15 protein-coding genes and 2 pseudogenes are annotated in these 18,728 nt (G+C 59.7%); 12 read left to right on the forward strand and 5 right to left on the reverse strand.

Annotated features, from left to right (window positions below; translation table 11 throughout):
- Nucleotide 1 precedes the first annotated feature (1 nt).
- Both gmd and AC07O1_RS03955 read right to left on the reverse strand, forming a co-directional pair.
- Complete coding sequence (gene gmd, locus AC07O1_RS03950) at nucleotides 2-973, reverse strand: GDP-mannose 4,6-dehydratase (RefSeq protein ID WP_494991010.1); 972 nt, start codon at nucleotides 971-973, stop codon at nucleotides 2-4.
- Nucleotides 970-1,884 carry a GDP-mannose 4,6-dehydratase gene (locus tag AC07O1_RS03955; RefSeq protein ID WP_495087971.1) on the reverse strand — a complete coding sequence of 305 codons (915 nt, stop codon included), beginning with the start codon at nucleotides 1,882-1,884 and terminating at the stop codon, nucleotides 970-972. Before AC07O1_RS03955 ends, gmd begins: the two co-directional genes overlap by 4 nt.
- A gap of 431 nt (nucleotides 1,885-2,315) precedes the next feature.
- Between AC07O1_RS03955 and AC07O1_RS03960 the strand changes: the two genes are divergently transcribed.
- The 5 genes from AC07O1_RS03960 to AC07O1_RS03980 are packed head-to-tail and all read left to right on the forward strand — an operon-like array spanning nucleotide 2,316 to nucleotide 8,053.
- Nucleotides 2,316-3,899, forward strand: a complete 1,584-nt coding sequence (locus AC07O1_RS03960; RefSeq protein ID WP_495087972.1) for a glycosyltransferase — start codon at nucleotides 2,316-2,318, stop codon at nucleotides 3,897-3,899.
- Nucleotides 3,893-5,197, forward strand: a complete 1,305-nt coding sequence (locus AC07O1_RS03965; protein ID WP_495087973.1) for a glycosyltransferase — start codon at nucleotides 3,893-3,895, stop codon at nucleotides 5,195-5,197. Before AC07O1_RS03960 ends, AC07O1_RS03965 begins: the two co-directional genes overlap by 7 nt.
- A complete protein-coding gene (locus AC07O1_RS03970; RefSeq protein WP_495087974.1) occupies nucleotides 5,194-6,081 on the forward strand; it encodes a class I SAM-dependent methyltransferase in 888 nt (295 codons plus the stop codon). Before AC07O1_RS03965 ends, AC07O1_RS03970 begins: the two co-directional genes overlap by 4 nt.
- Entirely contained in the window at nucleotides 6,081-7,235 is a 1,155-nt protein-coding gene (locus AC07O1_RS03975; RefSeq protein ID WP_495087975.1) for an acyltransferase family protein, read from the forward strand. Before AC07O1_RS03970 ends, AC07O1_RS03975 begins: the two co-directional genes overlap by 1 nt.
- Entirely contained in the window at nucleotides 7,229-8,053 is an 825-nt protein-coding gene (locus AC07O1_RS03980; protein WP_495087976.1) for a class I SAM-dependent methyltransferase, read from the forward strand. The genes AC07O1_RS03975 and AC07O1_RS03980 overlap by 7 nt, the downstream gene beginning before the upstream one ends.
- Before the next feature lie 105 nt (nucleotides 8,054-8,158).
- Here the strand turns inward: AC07O1_RS03980 and AC07O1_RS03985 are convergent, their stop codons facing one another.
- The gene (locus AC07O1_RS03985) at nucleotides 8,159-8,788 is read right to left on the reverse strand and encodes a LysE family translocator (protein ID WP_495087977.1); all 630 of its coding nucleotides are present in this window, start codon (nucleotides 8,786-8,788) and stop codon (nucleotides 8,159-8,161) included.
- A 144-nt stretch (nucleotides 8,789-8,932) separates the two neighbouring features.
- On the opposite strand from AC07O1_RS03985, the gene AC07O1_RS03990 reads away from it, so the two are divergent.
- Complete coding sequence (locus tag AC07O1_RS03990; RefSeq protein ID WP_494991002.1) at nucleotides 8,933-9,406, forward strand: Lrp/AsnC family transcriptional regulator; 474 nt, start codon at nucleotides 8,933-8,935, stop codon at nucleotides 9,404-9,406.
- Between the two features lie 147 nt (nucleotides 9,407-9,553).
- Here AC07O1_RS03990 and AC07O1_RS03995 read toward each other — a convergent pair.
- Nucleotides 9,554-9,625: pseudogene (locus AC07O1_RS03995) on the reverse strand (hypothetical protein); the annotation flags it as partial.
- Between the two features lie 224 nt (nucleotides 9,626-9,849).
- Here AC07O1_RS03995 and hflK (AC07O1_RS04000) point away from each other — a divergent pair.
- From hflK (AC07O1_RS04000) to cfaB, 6 genes and pseudogenes are all read left to right on the forward strand, one after another.
- The gene (gene hflK, locus AC07O1_RS04000) at nucleotides 9,850-11,814 is read left to right on the forward strand and encodes a protease modulator HflK (protein WP_495087978.1); all 1,965 of its coding nucleotides are present in this window, start codon (nucleotides 9,850-9,852) and stop codon (nucleotides 11,812-11,814) included.
- Nucleotides 11,811-12,848, forward strand: coding sequence for a protease modulator HflC (gene hflC, locus AC07O1_RS04005; protein WP_495087979.1), 1,038 nt, complete (start codon nucleotides 11,811-11,813; stop codon nucleotides 12,846-12,848). Before hflK (AC07O1_RS04000) ends, hflC begins: the two co-directional genes overlap by 4 nt.
- The gene (gene hflK, locus AC07O1_RS04010; protein ID WP_495087980.1) at nucleotides 12,845-13,903 is read left to right on the forward strand and encodes a protease modulator HflK; all 1,059 of its coding nucleotides are present in this window, start codon (nucleotides 12,845-12,847) and stop codon (nucleotides 13,901-13,903) included. The genes hflC and hflK (AC07O1_RS04010) overlap by 4 nt, the downstream gene beginning before the upstream one ends.
- Complete coding sequence (locus AC07O1_RS04015) at nucleotides 13,900-15,819, forward strand: cation-translocating P-type ATPase (protein ID WP_495087981.1); 1,920 nt, start codon at nucleotides 13,900-13,902, stop codon at nucleotides 15,817-15,819. Before hflK (AC07O1_RS04010) ends, AC07O1_RS04015 begins: the two co-directional genes overlap by 4 nt.
- Nucleotides 15,820-15,859: 40 nt before the next feature.
- A pseudogene (locus AC07O1_RS04020) lies at nucleotides 15,860-16,009 on the forward strand (HvfC/BufC N-terminal domain-containing protein); the annotation flags it as partial.
- Between the two features lie 71 nt (nucleotides 16,010-16,080).
- Nucleotides 16,081-17,268 (forward strand): C17 cyclopropane fatty acid synthase CfaB, encoded by a 1,188-nt coding sequence (gene cfaB, locus AC07O1_RS04025; protein ID WP_495087982.1) that lies wholly within the window; start codon nucleotides 16,081-16,083, stop codon nucleotides 17,266-17,268.
- Here the strand turns inward: cfaB and cls are convergent.
- Nucleotides 17,265-18,704: a cardiolipin synthase gene (cls, locus tag AC07O1_RS04030; protein WP_495087983.1), complete on the reverse strand. Its 1,440-nt coding sequence runs from the start codon at nucleotides 18,702-18,704 to the stop codon at nucleotides 17,265-17,267. The two genes, cfaB and cls, sit on opposite strands and share 4 nt — an antisense overlap.
- Nucleotides 18,705-18,728: the final 24 nt, after the last annotated feature.

The following is an 18,728-nucleotide window of genomic DNA, read 5'->3' on the forward strand; positions in this document are numbered from 1 at the left end:
CTTACTCCTTGGCGACGCGTTTCATGTCCGCATCCATCATCATGCGGATCAGATTCTCGAGATTGGTTTTGGGCTTCCAGCCCAGGACGCGTTGCGCTTTGGCCGGGTTGCCGAGCAACACGTCAACTTCGGCCGGACGGAAGAATGCCTGATCGATTTTCACAAAGTCCCGGTAGTCCAGGCCGACGTGATCGAACGCAATACGGCACATCTCACGGACAGTGGTGGTGACACCGGTCGCCACCACATAGTCGTCGGCCTTTTCCTGCTGCAGCATTAGCCACATGGCCTCGACGTAATCGCCGGCAAAGCCCCAGTCGCGTTTGCTGTCGATATTCCCCAGGCGCAGCTCCTGCTGTTTGCCCTGCTTGATACGCGCGGCGGCATCGGTCACTTTGCGCGTCACGAATTCAATCCCGCGCAGGGGCGATTCGTGGTTGAACAGAATCCCGCTGCTGGCGTGCAAATTGAAGCTTTCGCGGTAGTTCACCGTGATCCAGTGACCGTAGAGCTTGGCCACACCATAGGGGCTGCGTGGATAGAACGGAGTGTTCTCGTCCTGTTGCTCAGCCTGGATCAGGCCGAACATTTCGCTGGTGGAGGCCTGGTAGAAACGCGTGTGCGGGCTGAACTGACGGATCGCCTCGAGCAGGTGGGTCACACCCAGCCCATCGACGATTCCGGTGGTCACCGGTTGGTCCCAGGAGGCTGCGACAAAGCTCTGTGCCGCCAGGTTGTAGATTTCATCGGGAGCGGCCTTGATCACCGCGCGCTGCACTGAACAGGCGTCGGCCATGTCGCCATCCAGATAGCGAATCTCGCCCTCGATACCCATCTCACGCAAGCGCCAGCGCGAATCGCTGCTGCGACGCGCCACCAGACCGTGGACCTGATAACCCTTGTCGAGCAGCAGCTTGGCCAGATAGGCGCCGTCTTGTCCGGTGATCCCAGTGATCAGTGCACTTTTTGTCATTCTTGGCGTACTCGTGACTCCCAGTCGGACAGGATCGCCCGCAAGGATTGTTGTGTAGTTATCTCAGGTGTCCACCCAGTGGCGTGTTGCAGCCTGGCATGGCTACCACAGACGCGACGCTGCTCTGCGCGGCGAAGACGCGCAGGGTCCTGAATCAATTCGATGTCGACCTGTGCGATGTCCGCCAGCTGTGCGATCAAGCTGCGGATGCTTTGCTCTTTGCCTGAGCAGACGTTATAGGTCTGACCGGGTGAGCCGCGCTGCAGCATGGCCAGATAGGCAGACACCACGTCGCTCACATCGAGAAAGTCGCGGGTCACGTCGATATCGCCCACTTCCAGTTGTGGTTCTTGCAGACCCTGTTTGATCCTGGCGATCTGGCGTGCGGCGCTGGCGATGACGAAACTGTCCTTTTGTCCGGTACCGATGTGGTTGAAGGGGCGCGCGACGATCACCGGCCAGCCCTCGGTCATACCCCATTGCAGGCATAGAAATTCCGCCGAGAGCTTGCTGACAGCATATGGGTTACGCGGGCAGGGCGACTGGTTTTCATCGATGGGCAGCGCGGATTCGCTCACTTGGCCATAAACGTCGCCAGAGCTGACATACAGGAAGGTGCCGTTGAAGCCGCGAGCTTTGAGCGCCTGCAGCAAATTCAGCGTCCCGAGCAAGTTGACGTGCAGAGTCTTGGCCGGATCACGGAACGCTTCGGGGACGAAGGTCTGGCCAGCCAGGTGGATGACGGCGTCGGGCATTTCGGGCCACAGGTCTTCCAGGCTGTGTGGCTGGGAAAGGTCATAGCCGGACGCTACAGGCAGGAGATCCCAAACCGAATCGGGAGCACTCAGACGGGATTGGATGTGACGTCCTACGAATCCAGTCAGACCCGTAACGAACAGACGCTTCTTCAAACAGCAGCCCCCTCAATTATCAAACTTCGGCAAATCACCCCAGTCGTTGCTGAGAAAATCCGGCAATTTCTAGTAGTTGTTCCAGATTCAGTGGCGTGCGAAGTTATTGTTGTAGTTGTTTTGAGACAATCTGTGCCAATTGCCCAGCAATTTCAATAAGTCCAATTGTGACCAGTCAGTTCTCGTCAGCGTAGCGCAAAAATTGTCGCCCGCCGGTTCACGAACCCTCAACGGATGTGTTTAGAATGCCCCTCGTCGCGACCGCCCAGCGATCAGCATGGCTGCTTTTGGCCAGGGAAAGCTGACCAATAAAACAAGAACGTAGACGGGCATGAGGATGATCGGCGAAGCCACTGGAAATACAGGACTTCGTCAATGGATCTGCCGTCATAGAGTGAAGTTGCCCAACGGCGGCTTCATCGTGGGATGCCATGAATTTTATTCTTTACTCGGACGTAAACGACAGTTCGATCAGCCAGAGCCTCGGCCGTCCGGAATACAGTTACTACTTCGTGCTCAAGGCCTACCGTCCGGTACTTGAAAGCCTTGGGCGGGTTCACGTGGTGCAGTCGACCGCTGAAGTCGATCCGCTCTATCGGCAACTCCTGCGTGAAGGCCAGGAGAGTCTCTTCCTTTCGTTCACGCCACCCCAGAAAACCCCGACCGACCTGAGCTGCCCGACCATTTGTGTGGTGGCCTGGGAGTTCGATTCGATCCCCGACGAACACTGGGATAACGACCCGCATCAGGACTGGAGCCGTACACTTGCTCGTCATGGCCGGGTCATTACGTTATCGAGCCACACCGCACGGGCCGTCCGTCGGGCGCTGGGTGAGGACTTTCCGGTCCTGGTACTGCCCACGCCGCTCTGGGAAAATTTCGCCACCATTCGCGATCAGTATTCCAGCACGCCGATCAATCCGGGGACTACCCTGGGCATCAAGGGCTGCATTCTCGACACAAGGTTGCTCGGTCTGTCTCCGGATGCGCTGCTTGCACCGCGGCTGACCCCCGAGGAGCAGGAACTGCTGGATGCCTTGCGGCCGCCGCCATTGACCTGGCAGCGACGCTTTGTCATCGCCAAGCATTACCTGCGCCTGTGGTGCCTGGAAGCGGTTCGCGGCCAGTCGCAGTCTGGGCCTGCCAGCCGCACGTTGTATTTGAGTCAGTGGTATTGGGAAGGTATTCGCGACCTGCTATCGGACAAGCAGCATTCACACTTGGCCAGGTACCTGCCGGGTGTGGCCGGTCCTCAGTCCGTGCCGCAACCGGAGCAACCTGCGTTGGACCTGCCGGACACCAGTCAGCGCGTCGAAACCCTGGTGGAAGGCGTCGTGTATGTCAGCGTGTTCAACCCAAAGGATGGCCGCAAGAACTGGCATCAATTGATCACCGCCTTCTGCTGGGCCTTTCGTGAGATCGACGATGCCACGCTGGTGTTGAAGATCACCCATAACGATCTGTCTTGCTACTACACCGAGCTGATGACTCTGCTGGCGCAGCTTTCGCCGTTCGCCTGCCGGGTGGTCGTCATGCATGGCTATCTCGATGACCCGCAATATGCCCGTCTGTATGGGGCCGCCAGTTTCTATGTGAACGCCTCACGCTGTGAGGGGCTTTGCCTGCCACTGATGGAATTCATGGCCAGCGGCAAACCGGTGATCGCACCGAACCATACCGCCATGGAAGACTACATCGATGAGACAGTGGCTTTTGTCGTCAAGTCCAGCGAGGAGCTGACGATCTGGCCGCAGGACACACGCATTATCTATCGCACCCTGCGTCATCGACCGGACTGGGGCTCGCTGAAAACCGCCTATCAGGACAGCTATCGAATGGCCAAGGAACAGCCGGACGTCTACCAGAACATGTCCCGTGCGGCGATTGAGCGCATGCGTGACTATTGCGCCTTCAGCCCCGTACAAAAGCGTCTCTGGGCGTTCTTCGAGCTTCCCCTGACAGGTGCGCTCGGGACTGCACCGACAGTCGCTGTGGCGGACAACGCATCATGCTGATCCTCATTCATTCGGAAACCAACAAGAGCACCATCACGCAGAATCTGGGCCGCTCTGAATACAGCTATTACTTCGTGCTCAAGGAATACCGCCCGGTGCTTGAGCGGCTGGGCACGGTGGTGGAGATCACCGACCCCGACGAGCAGGTGGATCGCTTGTACCGTGAGTGTCTGGGCCGTGGCGAAGAGTGCGTGTTTCTGTCGTTTTCGCCGCCTCATCGCACGCCGATCCACTATGCCTGCCCGACCATTCCGGTGTTTGCCTGGGAGTTCAGCACGATTCCCAACGAGAGCTGGGACGGCGAACCCCGAAACGATTGGCGCAACGTCCTTGGCGCGGCGGGCGCGGCGATTACCCATTCCAGCTACACGGTAAGAGCCGTGTGCGACGCCATGGGCGCGGACTACCCCATCAGCGCCATCCCGGCCCCGGTTTGGGATCGTTTTGCAGCGCGGGGCCAACAACTTGAGCGTCAGCCACAGGCTCATCAGGTCAAGCTCAATCTGAAGGGGCTGCTGGTCGACAGCCGCCAGCTCGATCTGTGCGCCTTTGGGCCCGCGCACTTGCGCAATGGCACTGCAATCGATTTCGATGCTCCGGTTCAGGATCGTGAGCTGGTACTCGATGGCGTGGTCTACACCTCGGTATTCAACCCAAGTGATGGTCGCAAGAACTGGGAAGACATGCTCAGCGCTTTCTGTGTCTCGTTCCGCGAGGTGGAGGATGCAACGCTGGTGTTGAAGCTGACCCATCACGATGCCGAGCAAGCGCTGAGCGATATCCTTCACCACCTCTACAAGAATCAATCCTACCGTTGCCGGATCGTCTTGATTTACGGCTATCTGGCTGACCCCGACTATGAACGCCTGGTGCAAGCCACCAGCTACGTGGTGAATACCTCCTACGGCGAAGGACAATGCCTGCCGCTGATGGAGTTCATGTCCTGTGGCAAACCTGCGGTGGCGCCTTGCACCACGGCGATGATTGATTACATGGACGCGGACAACAGCTTCATCATCGACTCCACTGAAGAGCTGACCGCCTGGCCCCATGATCCGCGCAAGGCGTTTCGCACCCTGCGCTACATCACCAACTGGGCGTCATTGTGTTCAGCTTATCGGGCCAGCTATGAGGTGGCCAAACTGGATGGCGAGCGCTACGCACACATGTCCGCGCATGCCGTACGCAGCCTGGAACAATTCTGTAGCCAGGCCAATGCGCAGGAGCGTTTGCAGGCCTTTTTCGTGCAACTGTTCGATAGTCGCAAGACGCTCGCAGTGGAAACCCCGGAAGCATGATCCGTGCACTGTTCAGACGTCTGTGTGGTGTACAGGCTGAGCCGCTGCTTGCGCCCGCGCCCGCAGTGTCGCCGCGTGATATTGGTCTGCACGACGCCATGCACGACGGCTGGTTTCTGGCGGACAGCGGCGAACTGCTCAAAGGTTTCGCCATCAGTGCAAGCGATACGCTGCTCGACGTAGGCTGCGGCGAGGGCGTTGCGACGCTGTTTGCGGTCCGTCAGGGCGCTTCGGTTATTTTCACCGACAGCGAATTCGACAAGGTTCGAGACCTTGCCCGCCAGGTTTGCGCTCAGACACAGGCTCCGTCGCTGGGCCTGGTCAGCAACAGCCTGCCGCTGCCCTTGGCCGACGGTTGTGCGAGCAAGATTGTGTGCATGGAAGTGCTGGAGCACGTCGACCAGCCCGAGCAGTTCATGGCTGAACTGGTGAGAATGGGCCGCCCCGGTGCTCAGTATTTGATCAGCGTTCCGGACGCCGTGGGCGAGCATCTGCAACAGGGCATCGCGCCGCGGGGCTATTACCAGTCCCCCAACCACATTCAGATTTTCTCCCGTGAGCACTTCGCCGCGTTGATCGAGGACGCCGGCCTGGTCATCGAGCATCGTCAGGCCAGCGGCTTCTTCTGGGTCATGGGCATGATTTTCTTCTGGGCCAGCGAACGGGCCGCCGGGCGTGATCTTGGTGGGGCTGTACGCGACCGGATTCAGGCGCCGTATCCGCCACTGATGGAAAGTTGGGCGAGAACCTGGCAAGACCTGCTGGCGCAGCCCGATGGGCTGGCCATCAAACGCATGCTGGATCAGTTCATGCCAAAAAGTCAGGTGATTATTGCGCGCAAACCGGGCATTGCTCAATCCGCTCCAGAAGCAGGACGCACGTGATGAACAACAAGCGAATCATGGACATTGAGCTGCTGCGGGCGATTGCCGTGCTCGGCGTACTATTTCACCACTTGCAGGGCAGCATGTTCCCCACGTCTGTCCCGCTGCTGGAGGCCATCAATGCGCACGTTCAGTCGTGGTGGGGCGTTGACCTGTTTTTCGTTATCTCTGGATACGTCATCGCCCGCAGTCTGATCCCGGTGTTGCAAGGCTGCACCTCGGGCCAGCAGTTTTGGCAGCAGACCCGCAATTTCTGGATTCGCCGGGCCTTCCGGTTGTTGCCTTCAGCCTGGTTGTGGCTGGTGCTGATTCTGTTGGCGTGCGTGTTCCTCAATCAGTCCGGGGCTTTCGGCAGCCTGTCCGCCAACCTTCAAGCGACCCTGGCGGGTTTTCTGCAGTTTGCCAATTTCCGTTTCGCCGACAGTTTCTTCCGCTATGAATACGGGGCCAGCTTTGTCTATTGGAGCCTGTCGCTGGAAGAGCAGTTTTATGTGCTGCTGCCGGTGTTCATTCTGGTGTTCCGCAAACGTCTGGTCTGGGCGCTGCTGGCGCTGGTTGCCATGCAATTGCTTACCCTGCGCACGCCTTTACTGATGGTGATCAGGACCGATGCCCTGGCCCTCGGGGTATTGCTGGCGATCTGGGGCGCGCACGCCAGCCACGCTCGCTGGGAACCCACGGTGTTGCGGCGTCCGTGGCTCGGTGTGCCGTTGCTGATTGGCATCGGGCTGATGCTGAGCGTGTTGGGTACTGAACCCTACACGTTCGCCAGCTACCGCATTGGCGCAATGGCTGTCCTCTGCGCCGTACTGGTCTGGGTCGCCTCTTACAACCGCGAATACCTGTTCCCGCGTGGCCCGCTGAAAAACCTGCTTACTTGGGTCGGCAGTCGCTCCTATGGGATCTATCTGATCCATGTACCGGCCTATTTGCTGGTCCGCGAGCTCTGTTTCCGGCTGCAGTCGGCGGGGCTGCCGAGCCCGGCCGGTCATCCCATATTGACCATCCTCCTCGCTATGGCCCTGATCATCCTGTTGAGCGAGCTCAATTATCGATTCATCGAGCTGCCCATGCGCAACCGGGGCACACGCCTGGTTGAGCGCTTGAACGCCAGCCGAACCGCCGTCCAACCCTCTGGAGCTACCTCATGCTGAGCCTTTTGAAGAAACTCACGGCGGGCAAAGTACCCGAACCAGTGCAGTCCCAGACCTCGACCGACAAGGTCGACCCGTACATGTTGGGGCTGCACGATGCGATGCTCAGCGGCTGGTTCAATCAGCAAACCGGCGAGCTGTTCACTGGCTTCCCGGTGTCGGCCGAGGACACACTAGTCGACGTTGGCTGTGGTGACGGCGGCAACGTGCATTTCTGCGGCATGCGCGGGGCCAGGATCATCATTGCCGACATCGACGCGGCCAAGGTCGAGGCGACCCGCCAGCGCTTGAGCGATACCCCGGCGCGTGGCGTCGAGTGCCATGTCACGGACTGCAACCCACTACCCATCGCGGATGCGACGGCGACGCGGGTGGTGTCTACCGAAGTCATCGAACACGTCGACGACCCGGCGCAGTTTTTGTCCGAGTTGGTGCGAGTCGGCAAACCGGGTGCTTTGTACCTGTTGAGCGTTCCGCATCCGAGCTCCGAAGACCTGCAAAAAGACATCGCTGCACCCGAATACTTCCAGAAACCCAACCACATCCGGATCATCAGCGAAGACCAGTTCAAGCAAATGGTCACCGATGCCGGACTGGAAGTGATCAGTCATAGCCAGTACGGTTTCTACTGGTCGATGTGGATGCTGTTGTTCTGGGAAGCCAAGGTCGACTTCAGCAACGCCGATCATCCGTTGCTCAATCACTGGGCCGACACCTGGCAGGCGATTCTGTCCTCACCGCGTGGCGCGCAGATCAAGCAGGCGCTGGACGCGGTCGTGGCGAAAAGTCAGGTCATCATTGCCCGCAAGCCTGGCTGAGCAGGGTACTTGCCAGTGACGCAAAGGGCCTTGAAAGGCCCTTGTTTCATCCCGAAGTCATCGCATAGATCCTGCAAGTACCGGCAGATTGCCAAGCGCAGGGCTTTACGCCTGCTGAACGAAAGTCAGGCGCAGGGCAAAACCGATCAACAAGCTGCCGAACAGCCATTGCTGCACCCGCTGCGCCGAGGGGCTGCGTTCGAGCCAGCGGCCGAGCCTGGCCCCGACCAGTGCGTAACAGCTGTCAAACAACAGCCCAACGATGACCAGCACCACGCCAAGCCTGGCGAACTGCACCACCACCGGGCCGGCTTGAGGGTCAATGAACTGCGGTAGCAGCACCGAGCAAAACAGCAACGCCTTGGGGTTAAGCAGGTTGGTCAGCAACCCACGCTGGATCGCTTCACGCCACAGCAAGGTCCGGGTGGACGCACCTGCTGAGTTCAGGCTCAGCAACATGTTGGAGCGCAGACACTGAACCCCCAGCCATAGCAGGTAGGTGGCACCTGCCAGGCGCACCGCCTCAAAGGTCCAGGGCGCGGCCTTGAACAAGGTCGCCAGGCCCAACGCCGCCAAGGCCACATGGCAACCACGGGCAATCGCCAGCCCCACTGCAGTCGCCAGCGCCGTGGCTGTGCCCTGACGCGCGCCAGTTTGCAGCAGCAGAATCATGTCCGGGCCCGGCAGCAGATACACCACCGCCAGAGCCAAAAAAAACATCCAGAGTTCTGCCACCTTGCCACCCCATTCGTTATCGATTCGGTGATCAAAGTCTATGCCCGAAGGGCAGGGTAGGTGCTTGCGTAGTCAGCCAGCAAAGTGGTTAGACTTGGCATAATCTGCCAAGTGATGAACAAGAACAGTCAGGATATGCCAATCATGAAACTGGACGCCTACGACCGCCGAATCCTGGCGGCCCTGCAACGAGACGGACGCCTGAGCAACGTACAACTGGCCGACGAGATCGGTCTTTCGGCCTCGCCCTGCTTGCGTCGGGTTCGATTGCTGGAAGAGGCAGGGGTAATTCGTGGCTACCAGGCCAACCTCGATCGCGACGAGGTGGGCCTGGGTTTGACGGTGTTTGTCGGGGTCAAGGTCGAGCGGCATAACGATGCTCAAGCCGAAGCTTTTCGCCAGGCGGTGACGGCGTTGCCTGAGGTTATTTCAGCGTTTCTGGTGTCGGGCGAGTCGGACTTTTTGCTGCAAGTCGTGGTGCCGGACTTGCGTGGCTATGAACGCTTTCTCACCGGCAGTTTGCTCAAACTGCCGGGCGTCAGCGACATTCGCAGCAACTTCGCGATCCACACAGTGAAAACCCCCGGGCCATTGCCGTTGGGGCATTTGCCGGATTGAGTCGATCGCGGGCAAGCCTCGCTCCTACAGATCTGCGTGAGGCATACATTTTGTGTTCGCCGAATAACTGATGTGGGAGCGAGGCTTGCCCGCGAAGACGGTTGAACAACCAACATAAACTCCCACCGTATAAAACTGGATCAGCGTCGCCATCCCCTCCACATTCATCGCCGCCTGACGCAACGCTTCAGAGCGTGTCGGGTGCGGGTTGCAGGTCAGGAAGTTAGATCGCACAAAAATTATGCTCGTAATATGTTTCGGTTGTACGCTTTTGGTCAAGCCCCATGGAAAGGGCTTATCCACAGGCACTGCCGTGCAGACAAAAGGATAGGTGCGAAGAGAAAATTTCATTACCATCGTTATATCGTAACGAAATGTGATATTTGCAGCGGCCTGGGACTTATCCACAGGCCTGGGTTTTCGCAACAACAGGCTGGGGTGGTATGCAAGTCGATCTGGATGCGGATGGGGCGGATGTAGAAGGGCTGCCGCGTTTTCAACAAGCGGCATTTCACGCGCGGCGGTTGAAGCGGGTCGGCATCGGTTTGGCGGGGGGCTCGGTAGTCGGCTTGGTGCTGGCGTTTTTTGTCGGACTTTTCGCCCCGCAATCGCCATGGTCTGCGTTGTTGGTCAATCAGACCGCCTCCCTGCTGGTCGTGATTGCCGGGCTGCAATCAGCCTGGTGGGTGACACAGTGGCGCGGGCGAGCGCTGGGGTCACAGGCCGCACCATCCGCTGAGCAAATCGTGGACAGGCCGGTTGAAGCGCTTGGCTGGTACGAGCGGCTGCTGGAGCGTATTGGCGACAGCTGGATGCGCCTGCTGGCGCAAATTGGCGCACCGACTCTCTGGCTGTGTGGCTGGGCACTGTTGGCGCTGCTGAGCATCGAGCAGGTCTGGGATCTGTCGTTGCCCGGCGCCGCATTGGGGCTGCCGGCCAGTGTGGGGGCGGCGCTTTCGTTATTACTGGCCTTCGGCTTGCTGGTGTTCGAACGTCAGCTGGCCCAGGAAAACCCTGCTGAATGGCCCGAGGCCGGGCAGCTTGGGCAATTGGTCCGGGTGGCGATCATCTGCCTGGTGTTGAGCGCGTTATGCCTGTTGTTCAGCAGTGAAACGTCAGTTTGGCCTGTACGCCTGTCGGTGTTGATCGGTTTGCTGCCGGGTTTGGTGGCGATCGAATTGCTGTTGCGCGCGCTGTTGTCGCTGTTCAGCCCTCGTCGCGAACAGCTTGAACCACGGCTGTTGGCGCAAAGTTTTGTCGCCGGCATGCTGCGCTGGCCTCCGCAGCCGTTGCTGGCGTTACAGCACGAGCTGCACAACCGCTTCGGTATCGACCTTAGGCAGATCTGGGCTTTCACCTACATGCGCCGGGCGTTTTTTCCAGTACTGATGGTGGTGCTGGCGGTTGGTTGGCTGCTCACCGGGATTCACGAAATTCCCCTGCAAGCGCGGGGAATTTACGAGCGCTTCGGTAAGCCGGTCGAGGTCTTCGGGCCGGGACTGCATGCCGGCTTGCCTTGGCCTTTAGGTCGCGTGCTGAGCGTCGAGAACGGTGTGGTGCATGAGTTGGCCACCAGCACCGGTGAAGCGACTGTCGCAACACTGCCAGATTCGGCGGAAGGCCCCGCACCGTTGATCGCCAATCGGCTGTGGGATGCCAGCCATGTGAACGACAAATCACAGGTCATCGCCAGCAGCAGTGCCGACAAACAGAGCTTTCAGATCGTCAACATGGACGTGCGTTTTGTCTATCGCATCGGCCTGACCGATCAGGCGGCGCTGGCGGCGACTTATAACACTGCAGATGTTCCGACGCTGATTCGCAGCACCGCCAGCCGGATTCTTGTTCACGATTTCGCTTCGCGTACCCTCGATGGGTTGCTGGGTGAGGATCGTGTAGGGCTTGCCGATGACATCGGTCGCGCGGTGCAGGCGGACTTGCAGAAACTCGACAGCGGCGTGGAATTCCTTGCCACGGTGGTTGAAGCGATTCATCCACCGGCCGGTGCTGCCAACGCTTATCACGGTGTGCAAGCCGCGCAGATCGGCGCCCAGGCGTTGATCGCCCGTGAGCGGGGGGCTGCCAGTGAGCAGACCAATCAGGCGCAATTGCAAGCCAGTGTTACCCGCGATCAGGCGCAGGCCAGCGCCCATGAAGTCAAAGCCACCGCCCAGTCCGCCGACCTGCGTTTTGCGGCTGAACAAAAGGCTTATGCCTCGGCCGGGAAGGCCTTTGTGCTGGAGCAATACTTCAGTCAGCTAACCTTGGGCCTGGCGAAAACCAAGCTGCTTATTCTCGATCATCGTTTGGGCGGCAACAGTGCGCCGACAATCGATCTACGTACGTTCACGCTACCGGTTGACCCTGCGGCGCCGCGTAAAGCCGTTCAATCAGGAGCCGCCCAATGAGCCAGCCTCATTCCCACGACCATCAAGACCACGTCGGCCACGACCACGGCCATGGCGGGCACCATCATGGCCACCATCATCACCATGGCGATCCACAAGAGGCCGGACCTTTTCCTTGGCGGCGCATGGCCTGGGCGGTGTTGCTGGTGTTGTTTGCTATTGCGGCGGCGAGCCTGGTGCAAGTGCGCTCAGGTGAAGCCACGGTAATCACCCGTTTTGGTAACCCGTCGCGGGTGCTGCTGGAGCCTGGTCTTGGCTGGCGTTGGCCAGCGCCGTTCGAGGCGGCGATTCCGGTGGATTTGCGGTTGCGCACCACCTCCAGCGGTTTACAGGACGTCGGTACGCGTGATGGTTTGCGGATCATTATTCAAGCTTACGTGGCGTGGCAGGTGCAGGGCGATCCGGACAACGTGCAGCGCTTTATGCGGGCGGTACAAAACCAGCCAGACGAGGCAGCGCGGCAGATTCGTACGTTTGTCGGCTCGGCGCTGGAAACCACGGCCAGCAGTTTTGACCTGGCCAGTCTGGTGAACACCGACGCCAACCAGGTCCACATCGCTGACTTCGAAGTGCAACTGCGTAAGCAGATCGATCAGCAGTTGCTGACCACCTATGGCGTGCGTGTGCTGCAAGTCGGTATCGAGCGGCTGACTCTGCCGTCGGTGACCCTGACCGCTACCGTCGACCGAATGCGCGCTGAGCGTGAAACCATTGCCACTGAGCGCACCGCAATCGGCAAACGCGAGGCGGCGCAAATTCGATCGGCCGCCGAGCGTGATGCGCGAATTGTGCAAGCCGATGCCACGGTGAAAGCCGCAGATATCGAAGCTCAATCGCGAGTCGAGGCCGCGCAGATTTACGGCCGCGCTTATGCGGGTTCACCGCAGCTGTATAACTTGCTGCGCTCATTGGACACTCTGGGCACGGTAGTCACTCCGGGTACCAAGCTGATATTGCGCACCGACGCGGCGCCATTTCGGGTGTTGGTGGACGGGCCGCCGAGCCTGGGTAGCAAGGCCGAGTCGCAGCCATGAGTAACGTTCCACGTGGAACAAATGAAGTCAGTAGCCCGTGGATTCAAGCCGGCCGCTTGACCTTCCTAGCGTTGTACGCGGTGACAGTGTTGGCTGCGGTGGTTTGGGCGTTCTCCAACGTGCGGCAGATCGATCCACAGAATCGGGCGGTGGTACTGCACTTTGGGGCTCTGGATCGTATTCAGAATGCTGGTTTGTTGTTGGCGTGGCCGCGACCGTTTGAACAGGTTGTGTTGTTGCCGGCGGCGGATCGGGTGATCGAGCGCCGGGTGGAAAACCTGTTGCGTTCCGATGCTGCGCTACAAGGCGATCGAGTTGCCAGTTTCGCCACGCCGTTGAGTGACGCCTTGGCCGGCTCCGGTTTCTTGCTGACCGGTGATGCCGGTGTGGTGCAACTGGATGTACGGGTCTTCTACAAGGTCAACGAGCCGTATGCGTTCGTACTGCAAGGCGAGCATGTGCTGCCGGCACTGGATCGCCTGGTGACCCGCAGCGCGGTGGCGCTGACGGCTGCGCGAGACCTGGACACAATTCTGGTGGCGCGCCCTGAGTTGATCGGCGCGGATAACCAGGCCGCCGAGCGTCGCGAACGTCTGCGCGGGGATCTGGTGCAGGGCATCAATCAACGCTTGGCCGAATTGACCGCGACGGGGCAGGGATTGGGGATTGAGGTGGCACGAGTCGACGTGCAATCGAGTTTGCCGGAGCGTGCGGTGAACGCGTTCAACGCGGTGTTGACCGCCAGCCAACAGGCTGACAAGGCCGTGGCGAACGCACGAACCGATGCTGAAAAATTGACCCAGACCGCCACCCAGCAAGCCGACCGTGTCCTGCAAGTAGCTCATGCACAAGCCAGTGAGCGCTTGGCCAAAGCATCGACCGACACGGCAACAGTACAGAGCCTGGCCCAGGCGCAGCAGAAGGGCACCGACCCTGAAATGCTGCTGCGAATTTATCGTGAGCGTCTGCCGAAGATCCTCGGCCAGGCCGGCTCGGTGACCACGGTCGATCCTAAAGACGATACCCGTCTGATCATTCAGGGAGCCGAACAATGACTGCCCATTCTGCTGCCGCCCAACCTGCGGCGAGCATGCTGACCTCTGCCGAACAACGCGGCGCCGCGCGACAACTGACCCTGGCGATGCTCGCCCTCGGCCTGCTCGGGCTGGGTCTGGTCTGGCGCTGGTTGGTGCCGGAGCAAAATGGTGTCAGCCAGTTGCTGCTGGGTTTTGCCTCGTTGCTGGTGGCCGTACCGGTGATGCGTTCGGCCTGGTACAGCCTGCGTTATCCAAGCCTGCACGGCATCACCGATCAGTTGATCGCACTGGCGATGATGGGCGCGTGGGCCACTGGCGATCTGCTGACTGCAGCTTTGCTGCCGATCATCATGATCTTCGGCCATGTGCTGGAAGAGCGCAGCGTGATCGGCTCCCAGGAAGCTATTCATGCCTTGGGTAAGTTGACGCGCAGCCATGCACGGCGAGTGCAGGGTGACGGCACGATTATCGAAGTGGACAACACCACGCTCAAGACCGGCGACCTGGTGGAAGTGCGCGCCGGTGACCGGGTGCCGGCCGATGGCCTGGTGCTTTCCGGGCAGGCCAGTCTCGACACCGCGCCGATCACTGGCGAGTCGGTGCCGCTAGAGGCGAGTGTCGGCATGCAGGTGTTCGGCGGGGCGATCAACCTCGATGGCCTGTTGCGCATTGAAGTTACCCGCACCGGTAATGAGTCGACCCTGGGCAAAGTCATTGCACTGATGCAAAGCGCCGAGCGCTCGAAGCCGCCGATCACTCGTTTGCTCGAGCGTTATGCCGGCAGCTACATGGTGCTGGTCTTGCTGCTGGCGGCCGTCACCTGGTTCATCAGCAACGATGCGCAGGCGATGTTGGCGGTGTTGGTGGCAGCCTGTCCTTGTGCTTTGGTGTTGTCGGCGCCGGCAACGGCAATTGCCGGGATCGCCGTAGCGGCGCGCCACGGGATTTTGATTCGCAGCTCGGCGTTTCTCGAAGAGCTGGCGGACCTGACCTCGCTGGTAGTGGACAAGACCGGCACCCTGACGTTTGGCACCCTGCGTTTGCAATCGATCGACAGCCCGGTCGGAGATCGCAGCGCCTTGCTGAAACTGGCAGCCAGCCTGGGTTCGGCCAGTAGCCATCCGGTTAGCCGTGCGTTGGCCGGGCTGGTGACGCAGGAACATTTTCTGGTGCTGTCGGATATCCGTGAACGCCAGGGTTTGGGTGTCGTGGCGCAAACGGAGCAGGGCGAGGCGGCACTCGGTCGTCCGGAGCTGTTTACCCAGTTGGGCATTGCGACGTCCGCCGTGCCCGAGCATGACGGCCCCATTGCCGGGCTGGCGCTGGACGGGCAATTTCTCGGTTGGCTGTTGTTGGCGGACAGCATCAAACCCGAGGCTCGCCACGCACTGAGCGAGCTGCGAGAACTGGGACTGGGGCGGCAACTGCTACTCACCGGGGATCGGCATAGCGTGGCCCACAGCCTGGCCCATGAAGTCGGGATCAGCGATGTCGAAGCCCAGGCCTTGCCTGAAGACAAACTCAACCGCGTTCTGCAGGAAATCGGCAGCGGTTTTCGGCCGATGGTGGTGGGCGACGGGATCAACGATTCGCTGGCACTCAAAGCCGGGGTGGTCGGTGTCGCCATGGGCGCGGGCGGGGCGGATATCGCTTTGGCCTCGGCGGACATCGTTCTGATTGGCAGCGACCTGCGACGCCTGGGCACTTGCGTACGCTTGAGTCGCCAGTGTCGTCAGACGCTGCAAGTCAATGTGATCATCGGTCTGGGCTGGACGCTTGCGATCGTCACGTTTGCCGCGTTCGGCTGGCTTGGGGCGGCGGGGGCGATGATTGCCGCGGTGCTGCACAATCTCAGCACCTTGCTTGTGCTCGGCAATGCAGGCCGTTTGCTGCGTTTTCAGGAGCCGTTGCTCAAGCTCAAAGAGGATGTCTGATCAGGGGCGGATCTCTCTCTAGTGCTATGTCGGGACTACCGTGGTGAACGACGGTTTGAGCTTTTCCGAACTGTGTAGCGAGTTCACAGTCACTTGTGTAGAGGGTGCGCCACTACAGGCCGTAACCTGGCTGAAACAGTGGGTTCACGACGGTTCGATCACCGTCGCGGGTCATAGAGAGAGGCTATGAGTTCGATAGCCTGCTAATTTTCATGGATGGTCTACCCTCAAATCAGACGTCTGAAACAAGGGGGACTATCCATGCTCGCGCAACTTCCACCGGCCTTACAGAATCTGCAATTACCGCTATGTCTCAGACTCTGGAATGGCCATGAGTTTAATCTGGGCCCGTCGCCCAGCGTCACCATTGTGGTCAAGGACCCGCAATTGGTTGCCCAATTCACTCATCCGACCCTTGATTTGCTAGGGGCCGCGTTCGTCGAAGGCAAGCTGGAACTCGAAGGCTCTATCAATGAGGTCATTCGGGTCTGCGATGAGTGGAGCCAGGCTCTGCTGGCTGAGGACGAAGGCAATCAACCGGTTCGCTCCGTCCATGACAAAGCTACCGACGCGGCAGCCATTTCCTATCATTACGACCTGTCCAATGCGTTCTATCAGCTTTGGCTCGATAGCGACATGGCCTATTCCTGCGCCTATTTCGAGACCGGTAGCGAGAGCCTCGAACAGGCCCAACAAGCCAAGTTTCGGCATCTGTGCCGTAAGCTGCGCCTGCAGCCCGGCGAGTACTTGCTGGATGTCGGTTGCGGTTGGGGAGGGCTGGCGCGCTTTGCCGCCCGGGAATTCGGAGCGAAAGTATTCGGGATTACCCTGAGCAAAGAGCAGTTGGCGCTGGCTCGTGAGCGGGTGATTGAGGAAGGTCTGGAGGATATGGTCGAACTGCAATTGCTCGACTATCGCGACCTGCCTCAGGACGGCCGTTTCGACAAGGTGGTGAGCGTTGGCATGTTTGAGCATGTGGGCCATGCGAACCTGGCGCAGTATTGTCAGACCCTGTTCGGCGCTGTGCGCGAAGGCGGCCTGGTGATGAACCACGGTATTACCGCCAAGCACATCGACGGTCGGCCGGTTGGGCGGGGTGCTGGCGAATTCATCGAGCGTTATGTGTTCCCCAATGGCGAGCTACCGCATCTGTCGATGATCTCGGCCGAAATCAGCGAGGCGGGGCTGGAAATCGTCGACGTCGAAAGCCTGCGCCTGCATTACGCACGCACCCTGGACCACTGGAGCGAGCGCCTGGAAGATAACCTTGAAGCCGCCGCAAAACAGGTGCCAGAGCAGGTTCTACGTATCTGGCGGCTCTACCTGGCCGGTTGCGCTTATGCATTCGCCAGAGGCTGGATCAATTTGCACCAGATCCTCGCGGTCAAGGCTCATGCCGACGGTAGCCATGAACTGCCGTGGACTCGCGACGATATCTACAACCCTTAAAGGATCGGCGATATAAGCCGGGCGACCCGCATGCCAAGTTGTTGCAGGCGGTGGGTCTCCCGGCTTTCTCCTTTCGCGATCTCGTGGGCCTGGTCGAAATCCTCGCAGAGCATGTGTTCCACCTCGGCGGCAAATTGTCTGTCGACGGTCAGCAGCATCACTTCGAAGTTGAGCCGGAACGATCGATTGTCCAGATTCGCGCTGCCGATGGCGCTGATTTCGCTGTCGATCAGCACTACTTTCTGATGCAGAAAACCGGGCTCATAACGGAACACTCGTACCCCGGCCCGCACGGCTTCGAAGGCGAAGAGACTGGACGCGGCGTAGACGACGCGGTGATCCGGCCGCGACGGCAGGAGAATCCGCACATCCACATTGCGCAACACTGCCAGTCGCAGCGCAGCGAAAACCGCTTCGTCGGGAATGAAATACGGGCTGGTGATCCACACCCGCTCAGTCGCGGCATGGATAGCTTCAACGAAAAACAGCGAGCAGGTTTCGTGGGGATCTGCCGGGCCGCTGGCCAGCAGTTGGCAGAGTACGCCGTCATCCGGATAGGTGTCCGGCAGGATCAGCGGCGGCAGCTGGCGTGAAGCCCAGAACCAGTCTTCAGCGAACGACTCCTGCATGCAGGCCACCACCGGACCGCTGACTTGGACGTGGGTGTCGCGCCAAGGCGCCAACGGCGGTTTCTTACCCATGTATTCGTCGCCGACGTTGTGCCCGCCGACGAATCCGGACAAACCATCGACCACGACAATTTTGCGGTGATTGCGAAAGTTGATCTGGAAGCGATTGAGCCAGCCGCTGCGTGTGGCAAAGGCTTTGATCTGTACGCCGGCCTCGCGCATTGGCTGAACGTAGCTGTGAGGCAGGGAGTGGCTGCCGATACGGTCGTAGAGCACGTAAATGGCTACGCCTTCGGCAGCTTTCTCCATCAGCAGGGCCTGCAAGCGGCGACCGAGGTGGTCGTCGTGGATGATAAAAAACTGGATCAGTACGGTTTGGCGGGCGTTACGGATGGCATCGAAAATCGCCGCAAAAGTGGCTTCGCCATTGATCAGCAGGCGCACCTGGTTATTGGCAAGGCAGGGCATTTGTCCCAGTTTCGGCATGGCACGCAGCGAGGCGTAGGCATTTGAGGCGCGAGCGGTCAGCGCTTCTTCGATCCAGGGGCGCCAGTTCAGATCGGCGATGGCTTTGCGCATTTCCTCGTTGGCCTGGCGCCTTGCCTTGATATAGGCATCGAACGTGCTGCGGCCGAAGACCAGGTAGGGGATGAGGGTCAGATAAGGAATGAACAACAGTGACAAGGCCCACGCGATTGCGCCTTGGGCAGTCCTGACAGTGAATACGGCATGGATGGCGGCGATCATACCCAGCGAATGAATAGTGGCGATCAGATAACCGAAAAAATGCGGGCCAAAATAATCCATGGGGCAGCCTTTCTCCTGAAGGTT

The sequence above is a fragment of the Pseudomonas sp. GW821-FHT07G10 genome, assembly GCF_059418545.1.